Origin of the sequence: Shewanella carassii, assembly GCF_002777975.1 — a bacterium.
GTDB classification, from domain to species: Bacteria; Pseudomonadota; Gammaproteobacteria; order Enterobacterales; family Shewanellaceae; genus Shewanella; species Shewanella carassii.
Map to the genome: position 1 here is coordinate 117,791 of NZ_NGVS01000007.1, position 16,273 is coordinate 134,063.

Consider the following 16,273-nt stretch of genomic DNA (forward strand, 5'->3'; position numbering starts at 1 on the left):
TTGACTGCAACACCCAAGCATTTTGTCGCCGTGGATATGGGCTCCAACAGCTTTCATCTGGTGATAGCCCGCGAGCAGGATGGCAGCATTCAGATCCTGCATAAAGAGAAACGTCTGGTACAGTTGGCCGAGGGGCTGGATCAGAACAACAGGCTGGATAATGACGCCATAGCGCGCGGTCTCGCCTGCCTCAAGGATTTCAACCTCAGGTTTTCCACTCTGGATCAGGCCAGAGTCAGACTGGTGGCCACCCACACTCTGAGAGTCGCCCGCAATCGTGAGGCCTTTATCGAGGCGGCCAGGGCCATTATGCCCTACCCGGTCGAAGTGGTATCCGGCCATGAAGAGGCGCGCCTTATCTACAAGGGCATAGCCCACAGCCAGGAGTTGGCAGAGCGCAACCTCATCATAGATATCGGTGGAGGCTCCACCGAGGTGGTGCTTGGCCACAAGACTCAGGCGCAGATACTCTCCAGCCTGCGCTGTGGCTGCGTCAGTTATAACCAGAAATACTTTGTCGATGGCAAGCTGACGTTGGAGAACTTTCGCGCCGCCCAGGCTGCGGCCGATAAACAGTTTGCCTCACTGGCTAAGGAATATTTCAGCGGCCAGTGGGACCTCACTCTCGGCAGCTCAGGCAGTGTCAAAGCCATCTGTGAAGCGATGCAGCACTTCTTCAACGATGAAACCATCACTCTGCCCAGGCTCAAGCAATTGAAACAGCAGTTGCTGGACTGGGGGCATGTGGATCAAATTGAACTGCCGCAGGTGGACAGCAAACGTGCGCCTTTGCTACCGGCGGGGCTGGCTATCCTGATCAGCTTCTTCAAGAGGCTGCCGGTCACCGAGTTGCAGTTTGCGCAAGGGGCTCTGCGCGAAGGCGTTCTATACGAACTTGCCGGGATCAGCCAATTCGGTGATGTCAGCGGCCGCACTGTCGAGAGCATGGCCAAACTCTATCATGTGGACTTGAACCATGCCGCCAAGGTGGCCACTTCCGCCAAACAGCTGTTTGATGCCGTGGCCGACGGTTGGCAACTCGAGCCCTGGCGCTCCCTGCTGGAACATGCGGTGAAACTGCATGAGATAGGGATCCATATCAACTCCCGCGCTCACCACAAACACGGCGCCTACATCATAGCCCATAGCGATCTGCCCGGTTTCAGCCAAGAGCAGCAACAGCTGCTGGCACTGCTGATTGGCAACCAGCGCAAGAAACCCAACCTGGAGGCGCTGGCACAACTGGAGCCCGCTCAGAAATTACGCCTCATCCGCCTAATGGCGTTGCTGCGGCTCGCCGTGTTGCTGAATCTTGGCCGTATCGCCCGCAGCTTGAAAATCACCCGGGTAAAAACCACGGCAACAGGGATGCAGATAAGCCTGCCCGAGCCGCGTCAACGCATCAGCCTGTTTGCCAAAGACCTGCAGCGGGAGCAAAAGCAGCTCGCCCAGTTGGGTTTTGAGCTGCAGATAAGTTATGCCGATAACTAACGTCCTGTGACTAGGCCCTTGTTATATCGGTAACTGTGGTTAATCAGTGGCTGGGGTTAATCAATGACTATGATGTCAGTGGCTGTGATGCCCGCCTTCAAGCTGCTGACCATCTGCCGAGTAGAAGCCTGAGCTGCCATGTTGAATAAAGCCCTGGGTGATCATCTTGGCAATAAAAGGGTCAGACTCACTGTCGCCCACATCGGCAAAATCGAGGTCCTGGAAACCTGAGGTAAGCCGCTTGAAACCCTCCTGGCTCACAGGCGTCAGTTTGCTGAGCCGATAAACAATACGCTGCTCACCTTGAGTGATGGTCATCTCGGCCGGCAGTTCCAGCTCACTTATCCAGCTCAGTTGCAAAGACTGCTGCTCGGTGGCGCTTTTGTTCGCGTGACTATGGTTTTCTTCATGACCTTCGTCATGACTATGATTTTCCTCATGACTTTCTTCATGACTCTTGCTCTTAAAAGAATAGCTCTGACGGGTGAAGCAGCTATCCTGCAGGCTTTGGCCCTTTTCAAATTGACTCAAGGCAGCAGGCGATATCAGGTGAAACTGCCTATCGAGATCGGTGTGAATATTCAGCGCCAAGAGATCGCCGCGGCGATAGCTGATAGAGCGTTTCTCCTGGGGGAAATAACGCACATACTCGCCATTTTTATGCCAAGCCTCGTAGCTGACAGGGCTGCGTTGATAGATGATGGTATCGTCAAAGCGCGTCAAGGTCAGTTGCTGCTGCCTGGCCTGCTCACCGCTGCCAACAGTGATCTGATAGCTGGCTTGAAAACGGCCGGGTTTGGCGGCACAAACATTAGCATCATTGCCAATTGAGCCGCCCGCTTTAACATGGGCTTGCTCCTGGCTGCCAGGCTGGTTGCTGACAGACAAAGTATTGGCCATGGCAAACTGCCCCAGCGAAGCTGTGATCCCCAAAGCGAGTGAAAACGTAAGTGGATGACAAAAAACGCGAGGGGCGGTGCAAAGAGCTATGCGAGGAGCGATATGAAGCGCTACGCGGGAAAAAAAGGGAAACGCTGGCTTGAATGTTACTCGGGACATAATAAACCTACTGATATGACTCTAAAACAAAAGACTAAAACCAAAGACCAAAACCAAAGAAGCAGCCTGACACCTTGCCTGAAACTAGGGGCAGGCAGTGGTATCAGGCTGCGAAACGCTAAACCTTATTGCGCCGCGGCGGCCTCGGCCTTATTGACCAGATCACCGGCAAAGTTCATCACATGGAAGATGTGGTTCTGCTCAACCGTACCCTGGACCAGGCTGGCACCCGGGCCGCGAGCGAAGATGGCCACATCTTCACCGGCATGGGTTTCACTTGCCAGCGGCACCAATGCTTCCTGATGGAACCCCACACTCTGGGTGTCTATGTAATTCAGATCCACCCGACCAGGCTCGGCGGCATAGTTGTAACGCTCATCGCCACCGGTCGCCAGCGAGCCAAAGCCCAGGCCGTTGGCATAACCAACCGTGGTATAAGGCATGCCGTTGGCATCGGTAGAGTTGGTGACCGATGGCTGACCGCTGGCATCGTTACTCTTCACCAGTCCCAGGATAGGATTACCTCGGGTCGGATAGCCGGCGATGGTGAACACATGGCTGTGGTCGGCGGTAACCATCAGCAAGGTATCATTGGCCGAGGTCTTCTCCATGGCGACACGTACCGCCTCAGATAAGGCTATGGTGTCGTACAGAGCTCGGGCCGCATTACCGGCATGGTGAGCGTGGTCGATACGACCGGCTTCAACGATCAGGACAAAGCCTTTGTCGTTCTTTTTCAGAATATCGATACTCTTGGCCGTCATCTCTGCCAAGGAAGGTTCACCGGTAACACCGGCCTCCACTCTGTCGTAGTCATATTCCATGTGAGAGGAGTTAAACAGCCCCAGCGCATGCTCTGTGCTGCCGCTATCCATCGCCAGGAAGCTGTCACGGTCGGTAACGTAACTGGCGTTGGGGTACTGGGACAGCCACTCGGCGGTCAGATCGCGACCATCGTTACGCTTACCTGCTTTGCCTTCAGGATCGATAGTGGTGTTGGGAATAAACGCGCGGCGACCACCGCCCATAACCACATTGATCCCTTTGCCGTTATTGAAGTCCAGCATCTGGGCGGCAATGTCTTTACAGCCGTTGCTGACGGCTTCGGCCGGCAAGTTGCTGTCCGCTTCCCAGTCGCGATCCGGCACATGAGCATAAGTGGCAGCCGGGGTCGCGTGAGTGATACGTGCGGTCGAAACCACACCGGTAGCCATACCCGCCATGGCGGCCAGCTCCAGCGAAGTCACCAGGTTTTGACCGCTGGTGGAAGAACAGACGCCGCGCTCAACACCTTCAGCCTGTGAGATCACGCCAACGTCCGTCTTCACCCCGGTGACCATGGCCGTCATGGTGCCGGCCGAATCCGGGGTTTGACCATCGACATTATAAGTCTTGGCCAGGCCAAGATAAGGCAGGGTTTCAAAGGAGAGTGAGTTTTCCTCTCCAGTTTGCCCCTTGAGCTGACCATCGAGGATCCGCGCAGCCGTCACAGTTGAAACGCCCATGCCATCGCCGACAAACAAGATGATGTTTTTTGCCGCCCCCGCCTGGGTGTTATTGCTCATATTGGACGCCTTGGTGACGCGGTTTTGACCATCGACATACCATTGATTAACGGCGGTCCAGTCTTTTCCGTCACTGCCGTTGCTTCCATCCGTGCCCGGGGTGCCTGCATTGCCGTCCTTGCCGTTGTCACCGTCACTTCCACAGGCCGCCAAACCGAGAATCGCAGCCAAAGACAGTACCAGTAATTTCTTATTCATTTCCTTGCTCCCAATTAATACTTAGTACCGCCAAGCTCTTGGGCTTGATTGATAATGTGGAAAATCACGCTCTGCTCCATTACACCCTGCACCAGGTTGGCGCCGGGGCCTGTGGCGTGCAGACTGATGTCTTCACCGGCGTGGGTTTCACTTCCCATAGGAATAAGAGCTTGTTGCATAAAGTCTTTGTCTTGAGTGTCCACTGAGGTTAGGTCGTCACGGTTCCCCACAACGGCGCCCGGGCCATTGGTGTAACCCAAGGTAGTGTATGGCTTACCGTCAAGGGCAGTAGAAAGGTTTCCGTCTACGCCATGTACCAGACCCAGAATAGGGTTACCCCGCTTCGGATAACCTGCGATGGTGAACACGTGGCTGTGGTCGGCGGTGACCAGAATGAGCGTCTCTTCCGGGTTGGTGTTTTCTACCGCCGCCTTAACGGCGTTGGAGAGTTCCACCGCATCGGCCAGGGCGCGCTTGGCGTTACCGGCGTGGTGACCATGGTCGATACGACCCGACTCGACAATCAGCAGATAGCCCTTGTCGTTCTTCTGCAAAATCTCGATGGATTTCGCTGTCATCTGGGTCAATGAAGGTTCACCGCCCACATCATCGGCGCGGTCCGCTTCATATTCCATGTGGGAGGAGTTGAACAAGCCCAGCAGGTGATCTGTGGTGCCGGCATCTATGGCATCAAACTCTGCGCTGTTCCATACATAGGCGGCGTTGTCCAGGTTGTCGACCCAAGCCTTGGTCAAGTCCAGGCCGTCTTTACGCTGGCCTTTCTTGTTCTCGCCATCTGTCACTGTTTCAGGGATAAAGGCGCGGCGACCACCGCCCAGCGCGACTGACAGGGCATTGTCTTTATCGCGCATCACCATCTGGTAGGCGATATCTTTACACTCGTTGGCTACCGCCTCGGCAGGCAGGTTGGCGTCAGATTCCCAGTCACGCTCCGGGCTATGGGCATAGGTTGCTGCCGGAGTGGCGTGGGTGATACGTGCAGTGCTCACCACACCGGTAGATAAGCCTTTGGCATTGGCCAGATCCACCAAAGTCACCAGCTCATTACCTTTGGATGACAGGCAGTTGCCACGAAGGCTCTGTTCGGATACCGAAATCACCCCCGCTTTGGACTTTACCCCAGTCGCAATGGCCGTCATGGTGCCGGCACTGTCCGGTGTTTGCTGGTTGGTGTTATAGGTCTTGATCAATGCGGTATGGTCAAACTTCTCAAAACTCAGGAAATTCTCTTCACCACCCTGGTTACCGGCCAGCTGCTGCCCTTGGTAGATACGCGCAGCAGTCAAGGTGGAGATCCCCATACCGTCACCGACAAACAAAATGACGTTTTTGGCTTTTGCTTTTGATTCTAATGTAGCCTTGTCTGACACCCGCTGGGCGCTTTCCTTATACCAATGGCTGTCAGTTTGAACACTGGGTAACACGGCACCGTTGGCCGCCATGGTTACCAGGCTGCATGAGATCAACGCAGCTAATCTATTTTTCATCACTTTCATCATCCGTATTGGGTTGAAGTAAATTGTTCGCTATTAAAAATAAAGCGGCCTGATTGTCAGGGATCCAGATGACAGATTTGATTAATCAAGATTGCAGTTATGTGAAGCTCTGCGTTTAAACGACACAAATCAAAGGAAAAGCTGGCTTTTTGACCAAGAAACCTGAATGGGGATTGAGTGGGGGGAAGGCTGCGGTTTGTTCCGGTATCGAAAAACCATAGTGACTGGGGCGATTCAAGGCTCTGAACTAAGGAAGATGTATATAAGAAAAAAGGAGCCTGTGGGCTCCTTGGATGATTAGATTTCTTACCGCTATCAAGAGGTTTGCTTGGCCTGCTCTTTCTGACGCTGTTTTTGCTCACGGCGCTTATGGATCACTTCTTTGACATCGGCGCCTATATGGGCCTCACCGCGGCGCTTGGCCAGTTGCATCTGCCGCTCTCGCTCGATAAAGCGCCGGCGCTGCTTTTCATCCAGCTTATCTATGCAATGGGGACAGCTGACCCCCTGCTCATAGGCCGGGCTCTGCTTATCGGCCTCGGTTATCGGCATCCGGCAGGCATTACACTGATCGTACTGACCTTTTTGCAGCTGGTGATCCACTGAAACCCGGTTGTCGAAGACAAAGCACTCTCCCTGCCACAGACTCTGCTCTTCGGGCACTTCTTCCAGGTATTTGAGGATCCCGCCTTCGAGGTGATACACCTCATCAAAGCCTTGTTGCTTAAGATAAGCTGTGGACTTTTCACAGCGGATCCCGCCGGTGCAAAACATGGCCACCCTCTTGTGCTTGGCCGGATCCAACTGCTGCTTCACATATTCGGGAAACTCGCGGAAAGTCTCGGTCTCGGGATTGACGGCATTCTTGAAAGTACCAATTTGCACTTCATAGTCGTTGCGGGTATCAACCAGCAGCACATCGGGATCGGAGATCAGCGCATTCCAGTCTTTGGGTTTGACATAGGTGCCGACCACTTCTCTGGGATCTATGCCTTCCACCCCCATGGTGACTATCTCTTTCTTGAGTTTGACCTTGGTGCGATAGAACGGCATCTCATCATCAAATGAGCGCTTGGAGACGATATTATCCAGGCCATTCTGGGCATCCAACCAGGCCATCAGGGTATTGATACCGTTTTCCGAGCCGGCCACAGTGCCATTAATGCCTTCGGCAGCCAGCAGCAAGGTGCCACGAATACCATTGTCTTCCATGGTTTCCAGCAACGGCTGACGCAAAGCCTCATAATCCGGCAGGGAAACAAACTTATATAAAGCACATACCACTATTTTGGACATCATTACCTCAACTTCTGCTGGCTGGAACCTAATTTCCAGTGCATAACGGCGTCACCTTCCGGAACCTTCCTTAAGTGATCGGCCTCCCAAAATGGGGGCGCCATTCTATCCCAATCACAGTAGCGCAAATAGACAGCAAAAGTAGGGTTATTCGGCGATTCCTGCAGCAGGCCGCCATATAGTAGCGGTTTAATCCTTTACATGCGGTTATGAACAGCAACCTTGCCTGCCACCCGAGTGATTCCTACAATGGCTGTTTTCATTGAATTCCAAGGGACTCTTGTGACTCAAGTAAGCAGTCAAACTATTCTGTACAGCTTTCGCCGCTGCCCCTATGCCATGCGCGCCAGACTGGGCTTAATTGCCGCCGACTACTCTGTTGTAGTGCGGGAAATTCTGCTGAAAAATAAGCCGCAGCAGATGCTTGCCCTATCGCCCAAAGGCACAGTGCCTGTGATGCAACTCGCTGATGGAAGGGTGCTTGACGAGAGTCTGGATATCCTTTTCTGGGCATTGGCACAAGCCGATCCCCACTCATTGCTGCCGCAAAATCCTGAGGAAGAAAACCTTATCTCAACCCTGATAGCGACCAATGACAGGGCATTCAAGCCTTTACTGGACAGATACAAATACTTTGACCGTTACCCTGAGTTCAGCCAGCAAAGCTATTTCGAGCAAGCGCTCCTGTACTTGCTGCCACTGGAGCAGAGGCTGGCTGAGGCTCAAGAACATCTCGGGCAGCAAAAGCTACAGGGGCAAAAAGAGCAACAACAGCAAGCCATGTTGCTCGGGCGAATGAGCGCGGCAGACCTCGCCATCTTCCCTTTTGTGCGCCAATTTGCCCATGTGGATAGAGCCAGGTTCAATGCAGCTCCCCTGCCCTGTCTGACTCAATGGCTGCAGGCCTGGCTCGAGCACCCTTGGTTTATCCGCGCCATGAAACCCAAGCCTCTGTGGCTGGAAAGCGGCGAGCAACAGCCGCTTTAGCGCCTGCCGAGTAATCTGGGCAAGCATTTGCGAGCTGCCGATATCCCGCCAGGTTTTACAGGTGTGACGGTCTGGGGGCGCTGGTATCATCACCGGCCAAACGCCGCACCTCGGGTGCCTGGCCTTCAGCGACTGCTTGTTTGTAGTTTTGATGCATACGCACCGCCAAGGCCAAATCAGGCCTGATGATCAAGCCATCCTCCGCCACATCTATGCCACTGGCTTCGCACCAGCTCAGCAGTTGACGTTTACGGCCCGCCAGTACCAAACTGACACCGCGGCGCTTCAACAGGTGCGCCACATCGGCAATCATGGCCATCACACTGATATCCAGATGACTGAAACAGGCCACAGCATCGACTATCACACAGTCCACCGGCTCGGGCTGCTCTTTTAATCTGGCCAGCAACTGGCGTTTGAAATAACCGGCGTTGAAATAGGTCAAGGGTGAATTGAAACGGTAAATCATGATCCCCGGGATCGCCGTGGCCTTGTCACTGCGGTCGATACTGCGCAGCACCCCTTTGCGATCGACGCCGAGCAGCTGCTCAGAGGGTTTCATCACTACCCGGATAAATTGGAATAAGCCCAGCAGCACCGCCAGGGTGATCCCCGGGATCACCCCGATAAAGAGCACGGCCAACAGGGTGATCAGCGCCAGGGTAAAGGCGCCGTTGTCACGCTTTCTCAGCTTCCAGATCCCCTTGATATCAATCAAAGAGAGCGATGCGATAACCAGCACCACCCCGAGCGCCGCCGAAGGGATATATTGCAGCGGCGCAGTCAGGAACAGGGCCACCAGGGCTATCAGCAGCGCCGCTATCACAGAAACCAACTGCGACTTGCCGCCATTGGCATCATTAACCGCGGTGCGCGAATCGGCGCCGCTGATGGCAAACCCCTGGGACAAACCCGAGGCGATATTGGCAAATCCAAGCGCGCGAAACTCTTTATCGGGATCTATGTCGTAGCCGTTTTTGGCGGCAAAGCTGCGCGCCGTCAGCATCATGGAGACAAAGCTCACCATGGCAAGGTTCAGCGCCGGCATCACCAATTCACGGCTGAGCCCCAAATCAAATACCGGTGCCTGAAACTCCGGCAAACCGCCTTCAATAGTGCCTACCACCGCCAGTTGATACTGCTGCAAATCTAGCAGCCATACCAATAATCCGGCCACAGCTATCGCTACCATAGAAGCAGGCAGTTGCGGCCGCAGACGCTTGACCAGCAGGAACACCAACAGAGTGACCAGACTCATGCCCAATGTTGGCCAGTGAGTGCGCGACAGATACTCGGCGCCGCCTGCCAGGCGCTCCAGCAAATAGCGGGATTCGAAGCTAAAGCCAAAAATCTTCGAGAACTGGCCGACGATAATAGTTATCGCCACCCCGTTGAGCAGCCCCATCAAAATCGGCCGCGAGAGAAACTCGGCAAGCACCCCTAGCCGAAAACGGCTGGCCAGCAAACACCAAATCCCCGTCATCAGGGTCATGGTCATCACCAACTGCCAGTGCACCTTGGCATCGCCCGCGGCCAGTGGCGTCACCACAGCGGCAATGACGGCGCAGGTCGCGGCATCCGGACCCACTATCAGTTGCCTCGATGTACCCAGCAGGGCATAAATCAACATAGGTAAAATACAGGAGTATAGCCCGGCCACAGCACTGACTCCGGTAAGCTGGGCATAGGCGATAGCTACCGGCAAGGCCACAGCGGTTACCGACAAGGCGGCGCGAAGATCATCCCGCAACCATTCTTTCTGATAATTCAGCAATCCTGCCAACCCTGGAAGTGATTGAGTCAGCAATTCCCGGGTATTCCATCGTGGAAAATGAACTCGCATATTCAGCACTCAACTCCATTAATTTAAGCGCACACAATCTTGAGTGGACAATGTAGTGAGCTTATGCCAGGAAGTCATCCAGGGTGAAATAAAATATTCTCACTACCCACTTTTTCATCTTCCTTTGTCAGTAATGTAAAGAAACCACTCTGGGGGATTGGCTAAGGAAGGCGCGAACAAGTCCCATGTGTGCTCTGCGTCGGCTTACGGGCCTGGATGCAAGGCCTGGTTCGCAGCAAATGGCCTAGTCCTTTGCAAGAAGCACAACACAGCAGGCAGACCTGTAAGCCACGCCCTTCGGGGCTTTCACAGCAACCGGCTCTCTGCGTTATCCGACTTCGACAGGCCCCGGCATGCCTTCAGTCAGATGCCTTGAACGCCAATTGCTGTGTAAGCCACTCTCTACAAAAGAGAGTGCCACGAGGACTTATTTGCACCTTCCCTTATTGGTCGCCACGGCTTAACATGAACCCCAAGCCACATTTCGTGGCATGAGTCACATTCCTGACCAAGCATCCAATGCTTTTTGGCCAATATATGAGGTTAAATTGGATACCCAACCCCAGATAACCAGGCGCGCGCCCCAAGGGCTGCATCTGGCCTTGCTTATTCCCATGCTGTCGGCCATAGTGGCGATAACGCCTTTGGCCATCGACATGTATCTGCCGGCCATGGCCACCCTAGCCGAAAGCTTCCATTCCGATATCACGACAGTGCAGCAGTCTCTGAGCCTGTATCTGGCCGGGTATTCTCTGGGCATGCTTACCTTTGGGCCTTTGGCCGATCGCTTCGGTCGTCGTCCTTTGGTGATCATTGGCCTATCGGGATTTATGTTGGTCAGCCTGGGATTGGCGCTGTCGCAAACGATAGAAATGTTTTTAAGCCTCAGATTTGTCCAGGCGTTTATCGGCGCCGCCGCTACCGTGGTTATCCCCGGCTATATCAAGGAGATCTATGGTGACAATACAGCCAAGGGCATGTCCTATGTCAGCCTAATAATGATGCTGGCGCCACTGCTGGCACCGTCCATCGGCAGCCTAATTTTGGAGCTGGGTGAATGGCATCTGATTTTCTTTATCCTCGCCTGCTATTCCTTGCTGCTACTCATGCTGGTATTGCTGAAACTGCGTTTGCCATCGGATATGCAAGGCGCCGAGCGCAGCCGCAAGTCATTCTTTGGCGCCTATGCCACCGTCTTTACCCGGCCCGGCGTTAAGCTGCATATTGGCAGCGGCGTACTGACTTCATTCGCTTTTTTTTGCTATCTGACAGCCTCGCCGTTTGTCTATATGTCGGTATTTAACTTGGATAAGTCACTGTTTGCCATACTATTCAGTACTAACGTAGGCGCCTTGATGCTGGCCAATATTATCAACTCACGCATTGTCGGTCGCTATGGTTCAAGACGCATGTTGGTTGCCGCCACTCTGCTCGGTAGTATCGCCGCTACCGGGCTGTTACTGGTGAACCTGCTCGACTTGAGTTACCACTTTACCGTAATCATGTTGCTGCCATTGATGGGCTGTCTGGGGATAATGTCGGTCAATGCCGATGCCATAGTACTGATGAGATTCCAGCAGGAAACCGGCACCGCCACCGCGGTTATCGGCACCCTGAGATTCGGCTTTGGTGCTCTGGCCGGACCGTTGCTGGCACTGTTTTACACGGGGACTGCCGTGCCCTTTGCCGCGCTGATGCTGGCCTCTGTACTACTGGTGGGGCTGTGCCAGTTCGCTGTCAGTCGCCGCCCTGCGCCCGAATGCCGCAGTACCGGCTCCTAAAATAAAGCTAGCGGTAAAGCACGCTCAAGCGTTTGAAACCGCTTGAGCGAAAAGTGCCGTTTGTCGATTTCCCGCAACCACTAGAACCCCAGTTTTCAAAGATTGGTTTCATACACAAGGAATTAGCGGCGCTTTAGACTAAAGTCTAAAAAGATCCTCAATTAAGAATTAAATACAATAAATTCAACACTTAATAAATAACGCTTTAGAAAAAGCCTACCGCAACCAGGGCCGCTTTTCGGCGGCAAAAATGAAATTTATTCATGCTCATAAAAAAGCCAGGTTCAGGGGCTTGAAAACTTACCTCTTTCCAATATGATGAAATTCTGTCCATTGGTGACAGAGATCCCTTCCCTACAAGGAAGTGTGCCCCACGGCCGGGTCGACAGCTGGCCGGAACTACCCTTCCGGCTTGGATTAGAGCGATAACCGTCGCTGTAAAAGTTACTGTTTACCGTAACGGTATCTTATCAAGGAGTACCAAATGGAGATGCTTTCAGGCGCCAGCATGATAGTGCGTTCGTTAATTGACGAAGGCGTAAAACATATATTCGGCTACCCGGGTGGCTCAGTTCTCGACATCTATGATGCCCTGCATCAAAAATCCGATATAGAACATATTCTTGTCCGCCATGAACAGGCGGCCGTGCACATGGCCGATGGTTACGCCAGAGCCACGGGCAAGGTCGGCGTGGTGTTGGTGACATCCGGCCCGGGAGCGACCAATGCCATTACCGGCATCGCCACCGCCTATATGGATTCAGTCCCTCTGGTGGTGCTTTCGGGCCAGGTGCCCAGTAACCTGATCGGCAATGACGCCTTTCAGGAGTGCGACATGATAGGGATCTCCCGCCCTGTGGTGAAACACAGCTTTTTGGTGACAGATCCCACCGAAATTCCCACCATTATCAAGAAAGCCTTCTATATCGCGGCCAGCGGCCGCCCTGGCCCTGTGGTAGTGGATCTGCCAAAAGACAGCCTCAACCCGGCGATACTGCACGAGTATCAATACCCGGAAGAGATTAAGATGCGCTCCTACAACCCGACGCTTTCGGGTCACAAGGGCCAGATCCGCCGGGGTTTGCAGGCCTTGATGGCCGCCAAAAAACCTGTGTTGTATGTGGGCGGCGGCGCCATTATCTCCGGCTGCCACCAGCAGCTGTTGACTCTGGCCGAACGACTGAAACTGCCCGTGGTCAATACGCTTATGGGGCTGGGCGCCTTTCCCGGATCTCATCACAACAACCTGGGCATGCTGGGGATGCACGGTCTGTACGAAGCCAATATGGCCATGCACCATTCAGATTTAATCTTCGGTATTGGGGTGAGGTTCGATGACAGAACCACCAATAATGTCGCCAAATATTGCCCGGATGCCACCATACTGCACATAGATATCGACCCTTCATCCATCTCCAAGACCATCAAGGTGGATATTCCGATTGTGGGCTCGGCCGATAAGGTGCTGAACGAGATGCTGCAATTGCTGGATGAAGACAAGGTAACGCCTCAGGATGACGAGGCGCTGCAACACTGGTGGCAGCAAATTGCTTCCTGGCGCAGCCGCAACTGCCTCGAATATCAGCGCAATGCCGAACGGATCAAGCCTCAGCAAGTGATAGAAACCCTCTATCGCCTGACAAACGGTGATGCCTATGTGGCCTCGGATGTTGGCCAGCACCAGATGTTTGCCGCTCTCTACTACCCCTTCGACAAGCCACGGCGCTGGATCAACTCAGGCGGCCTGGGCACCATGGGATTCGGCTTGCCGGCCGCCATGGGGGTCAAGATGGCGATGCCGGATGAAACCGTCGTGTGCGTCACCGGCGACGGCTCGATTCAGATGAATATTCAAGAGCTTTCCACCGCACTGCAATATGATGTGCCGGTGAAAATCATCAATCTCAACAACCGTTTCCTCGGGATGGTGAAACAGTGGCAGGACATGATCTACTCCGGCCGCCACTCCCATTCCTATATGGACTCAGTGCCTGATTTTGCCAAAATAGCCGAAGCCTACGGCCATGTGGGGATCAATATCGACCATGTGGATGAGCTGGAGAGCAAACTGGCACAAGCCCTGGCCATGAAAGACAGGCTGGTGTTTGTGGATATCAGTGTCGATGAAACCGAACACGTCTACCCGATGCAAATTCGTGGTGGCGCTATGAATGAAATGTGGCTGAGCAAGACGGAGAAAAGCTGATGAGACGTCGAATCATATCTGTATTGATGGAAAACCAGCCCGGCGCCCTGTCAAGAGTTGTCGGTCTCTTCTCCCAACGCGGCTACAACATTGAAACTCTGACGGTTGCGCCCACCGACGATCCGACACTTTCCCGGCTCACAGTCGCAGTCGAGGCCGATGAGAGCATTCTGGAGCAGATAGAAAAGCAGCTGCACAAGCTTATCGATGTGCTCAAGGTGTCCAACATCACAGAGTCCACCCATGTGGAGCGGGAACTTGCCTTGGTTAAGGTCAAGGCCAGCGGCGCATTGCGGGCAGAGGTAAAACGCACCGCCGATATCTTCCGCGGCCAAATCGTCGATGTGACCGCCAATCTCTACACAGTACAGATGGCGGGCACCAGCGATAAACTTGACGCCTTTATTGCCGCGCTGACCGAAGTCACCAAGGTAGTGGAAGTATCCCGCTCCGGCGTGGTGGGGCTTGCCAGAGGCGAAAAGGCGATGCGCGCCTGAGCCCCACCTCAAAGTCTACGCATGAAAAAACCAGGCTTGAACCTGGTTTTTTACTATCTGTGAAAACTTATATTATTGCAGAGGTTTGCTTATCCGGATAACCACCCGGCGGTTGCGGGCCCGCTCGTCACTGGAGTCATTAGAAGCCACATGGCGGCGCTCGCCATGCCCTTCGGTGTGGATCCTGTCACCCGGGATCCCCCGCGCCACGAAAAACTCTTTGACTGAACCGGCGCGCTGCTGAGATACCTTCTGGTTGATACTACGCCCACCATAGCTGTCGGTATAGGCGTCTATCAGTACCAGCTCTACCTCGGGATCATAGGCCAGATACTCCTGCACCCGTGCCAGCTGCGCCTTGGAATAACGGGTCAATTCAGTACCGCCCATCTCATAGGTAAGCACGGTAAAGGCGATATCATCGAAACTGTAAGGCAGTAGATTGGCCAAACACTGCTTGAACTCGCGGTATTTCTGAGCAAAGTTGGCTGCAGAAAGCCCGACCGCCACCTTATTGCTTTGGTTATACCAATCGCTGTAGTAGAAAGTGGGTTCCATGCCGCGATCCAGCTCTGCCAGCATCGACCAGGCGGCCTTTTTCGGCACTTCGCCATTGAAATATTTCTGGTAGCTCAGCTCGGTAATCGCCTTGGAGGTCACTCCGGGACGCCAGGCCGGTGCCTTGCTCATCAAGCGGGCATGGGTCACGGCATCAGGCTTTTGCCACATATCCAGAGTAAACTGCAGATTCAGCTCTTTACCCGCATGACTGCTAAACACCGCCTTGCCGTAGGCAGGAATGTCGTGCTCCAGACTACAGCCTATGGGGGTATTTTGCGCCACGCGCCAATGAGAGTCGTCGAGTGACGCTACATAGTGTCTAAGATCCGCCACCGCCGACAGCGGCAGACAAAGAGTCGACAGCAGGAACAGTTTACGCCACATAGAAATCTCTCTTTTACATATCATGTTGTCTCTATCGGCAAAGAAATTCATTCCTTTAGCCTATAAAAACAACAATCGAACATGACACCCTGTTGATGTTTTAGCATAATAGCCGCTTCGTTATTTTCCAGGGGAAATGCATGACTCAGCCAAGCCTAGCCAACCAACTCAAACACAGATTCAGGGGCTATTTCCCTGTGGTGATCGACGTGGAGACCGCTGGCTTCAATGCGCAGACCGACGCGCTGCTGGAGATTGCCGTCACCCTGCTGAAGATGGATGCCGATGGTAATCTGGGCATAGACAGAACCCTGCACTACCATATCGAACCTTTTGAAGGCGCCAACCTCGAGCCGGAGGCGCTGGCATTCAACGGCATAGATCCCAACAACCCTCTCAGGGGCGCCGTCAGCGAGAAAGAAGCTTTTCTGGAGATATTCAAGGCGGTGAAGAAAGCGCAGAAGGCGGCCGATTGCCACCGTTCTATCATAGTGGCTCACAATGCCGCCTTCGATCACGGCTTTGTCAGTAAGGCAATTGAGCGCAATGATATCAAGCGCTCGCCGTTTCACCCCTTTGCCACCTTCGATACCGCCACTCTGGCCGGATTGGCCATAGGCCACACAGTGCTGGCCAAGGCCTGCAGCTTGGCCGGGATCCCCTTCGACAACAAAGAAGCCCATTCGGCGCTTTATGATACAGAGCGCACCGCCGAGCTGTTCTGCTACATAGTGAACCGCTGGAAAGCCCTTGGCGGCTGGCCTTTGCCTGCCGCTGCCGAAACCGAAGCCCCACAGGATGTGGTCTAAACCTGCTCAAACATACGTTCAAACATAGTAAGTCGGCTCAGACATATAAGCCGAGTCAAACTACAGTGTTGCCCGTCCT

General features: G+C 53.9%; 12 protein-coding genes. 6 read left to right on the forward strand and 6 right to left on the reverse strand.

Features of this window, described 5'->3' with window-relative positions; translation table 11 throughout:
* Positions 1-1,491 (forward strand): exopolyphosphatase, encoded by a 1,491-nt coding sequence (gene ppx / locus CBE72_RS05910; protein ID WP_268239835.1) that lies wholly within the window; start codon positions 1-3, stop codon positions 1,489-1,491.
* 75 nt (positions 1,492-1,566) lie between these two features.
* Here the strand turns inward: ppx and CBE72_RS05915 are convergent, their stop codons facing one another.
* The 4 genes from CBE72_RS05915 to trhO all read right to left on the reverse strand — a co-directional run bounded on the left by CBE72_RS05915 (position 1,567) and on the right by trhO (position 7,126).
* Positions 1,567-2,391, reverse strand: a complete 825-nt coding sequence (locus CBE72_RS05915; RefSeq protein ID WP_188726011.1) for a hypothetical protein — start codon at positions 2,389-2,391, stop codon at positions 1,567-1,569.
* A 284-nt stretch (positions 2,392-2,675) separates the two neighbouring features.
* Positions 2,676-4,313: an alkaline phosphatase family protein gene (locus tag CBE72_RS05920; RefSeq protein WP_100142734.1), complete on the reverse strand. Its 1,638-nt coding sequence runs from the start codon at positions 4,311-4,313 to the stop codon at positions 2,676-2,678.
* A gap of 14 nt (positions 4,314-4,327) precedes the next feature.
* Positions 4,328-5,830 (reverse strand): alkaline phosphatase family protein, encoded by a 1,503-nt coding sequence (locus CBE72_RS05925; RefSeq protein WP_100142735.1) that lies wholly within the window; start codon positions 5,828-5,830, stop codon positions 4,328-4,330.
* Positions 5,831-6,145: 315 nt separating this feature from the next.
* Positions 6,146-7,126 (reverse strand): oxygen-dependent tRNA uridine(34) hydroxylase TrhO, encoded by a 981-nt coding sequence (gene trhO, locus CBE72_RS05930; RefSeq protein WP_100142815.1) that lies wholly within the window; start codon positions 7,124-7,126, stop codon positions 6,146-6,148.
* Positions 7,127-7,408: 282 nt separating this feature from the next.
* On the opposite strand from trhO, the gene CBE72_RS05935 reads away from it, so the two are divergent.
* Positions 7,409-8,113: a glutathione S-transferase gene (locus CBE72_RS05935; protein ID WP_229671800.1), complete on the forward strand. Its 705-nt coding sequence runs from the start codon at positions 7,409-7,411 to the stop codon at positions 8,111-8,113.
* Positions 8,114-8,168: 55 nt separating this feature from the next.
* Here CBE72_RS05935 and CBE72_RS05940 read toward each other — a convergent pair whose 3' ends face one another.
* Positions 8,169-9,956 (reverse strand): SulP family inorganic anion transporter, encoded by a 1,788-nt coding sequence (locus CBE72_RS05940; RefSeq protein WP_100142737.1) that lies wholly within the window; start codon positions 9,954-9,956, stop codon positions 8,169-8,171.
* A 548-nt stretch (positions 9,957-10,504) separates the two neighbouring features.
* Between CBE72_RS05940 and CBE72_RS05945 the strand changes: the two genes are divergently transcribed.
* The 3 genes from CBE72_RS05945 (at position 10,505) to ilvN (ending at position 14,440) form a co-directional block, all read left to right on the forward strand.
* Positions 10,505-11,737: a multidrug effflux MFS transporter gene (locus CBE72_RS05945; protein WP_444544634.1), complete on the forward strand. Its 1,233-nt coding sequence runs from the start codon at positions 10,505-10,507 to the stop codon at positions 11,735-11,737.
* A 484-nt stretch (positions 11,738-12,221) separates the two neighbouring features.
* Positions 12,222-13,943: an acetolactate synthase 3 large subunit gene (locus CBE72_RS05950; RefSeq protein WP_028779342.1), complete on the forward strand. Its 1,722-nt coding sequence runs from the start codon at positions 12,222-12,224 to the stop codon at positions 13,941-13,943.
* Complete coding sequence (ilvN, locus tag CBE72_RS05955; RefSeq protein ID WP_039033365.1) at positions 13,943-14,440, forward strand: acetolactate synthase small subunit; 498 nt, start codon at positions 13,943-13,945, stop codon at positions 14,438-14,440. Before CBE72_RS05950 ends, ilvN begins: the two co-directional genes overlap by 1 nt.
* A gap of 72 nt (positions 14,441-14,512) precedes the next feature.
* Here the strand turns inward: ilvN and CBE72_RS05960 are convergent, their stop codons facing one another.
* Entirely contained in the window at positions 14,513-15,385 is an 873-nt protein-coding gene (locus CBE72_RS05960; RefSeq protein ID WP_100142739.1) for a flagellar protein MotY, read from the reverse strand.
* Positions 15,386-15,525: 140 nt separating this feature from the next.
* On the opposite strand from CBE72_RS05960, the gene rnt reads away from it, so the two are divergent.
* Positions 15,526-16,194 (forward strand): ribonuclease T, encoded by a 669-nt coding sequence (gene rnt, locus CBE72_RS05965; protein ID WP_100142740.1) that lies wholly within the window; start codon positions 15,526-15,528, stop codon positions 16,192-16,194.
* Positions 16,195-16,273 lie beyond the last annotated feature (79 nt).

Bases quoted from the DNA above. Each gene is read 5' to 3' on its own strand.
- rnt (WP_100142740.1), top strand. From the start codon at position 15,526: ATGACTCAGCCAAGCCTAGCCAACCAACTCAAACACAGATTCAGGGGC.
- CBE72_RS05960 (WP_100142739.1), bottom strand. From the start codon at position 15,385: ATGTGGCGTAAACTGTTCCTGCTGTCGACTCTTTGTCTGCCGCTGTCG.
- trhO (WP_100142815.1), bottom strand. From the start codon at position 7,126: ATGTCCAAAATAGTGGTATGTGCTTTATATAAGTTTGTTTCCCTGCCG.
- CBE72_RS05925 (WP_100142735.1), bottom strand. From the start codon at position 5,830: ATGAAAGTGATGAAAAATAGATTAGCTGCGTTGATCTCATGCAGCCTG.
- CBE72_RS05940 (WP_100142737.1), bottom strand. From the start codon at position 9,956: ATGCGAGTTCATTTTCCACGATGGAATACCCGGGAATTGCTGACTCAA.
- ilvN (WP_039033365.1), top strand. From the start codon at position 13,943: ATGAGACGTCGAATCATATCTGTATTGATGGAAAACCAGCCCGGCGCC.
- CBE72_RS05915 (WP_188726011.1), bottom strand. From the start codon at position 2,391: ATGGCCAATACTTTGTCTGTCAGCAACCAGCCTGGCAGCCAGGAGCAA.
- CBE72_RS05950 (WP_028779342.1), top strand. From the start codon at position 12,222: ATGGAGATGCTTTCAGGCGCCAGCATGATAGTGCGTTCGTTAATTGAC.
- CBE72_RS05920 (WP_100142734.1), bottom strand. From the start codon at position 4,313: ATGAATAAGAAATTACTGGTACTGTCTTTGGCTGCGATTCTCGGTTTG.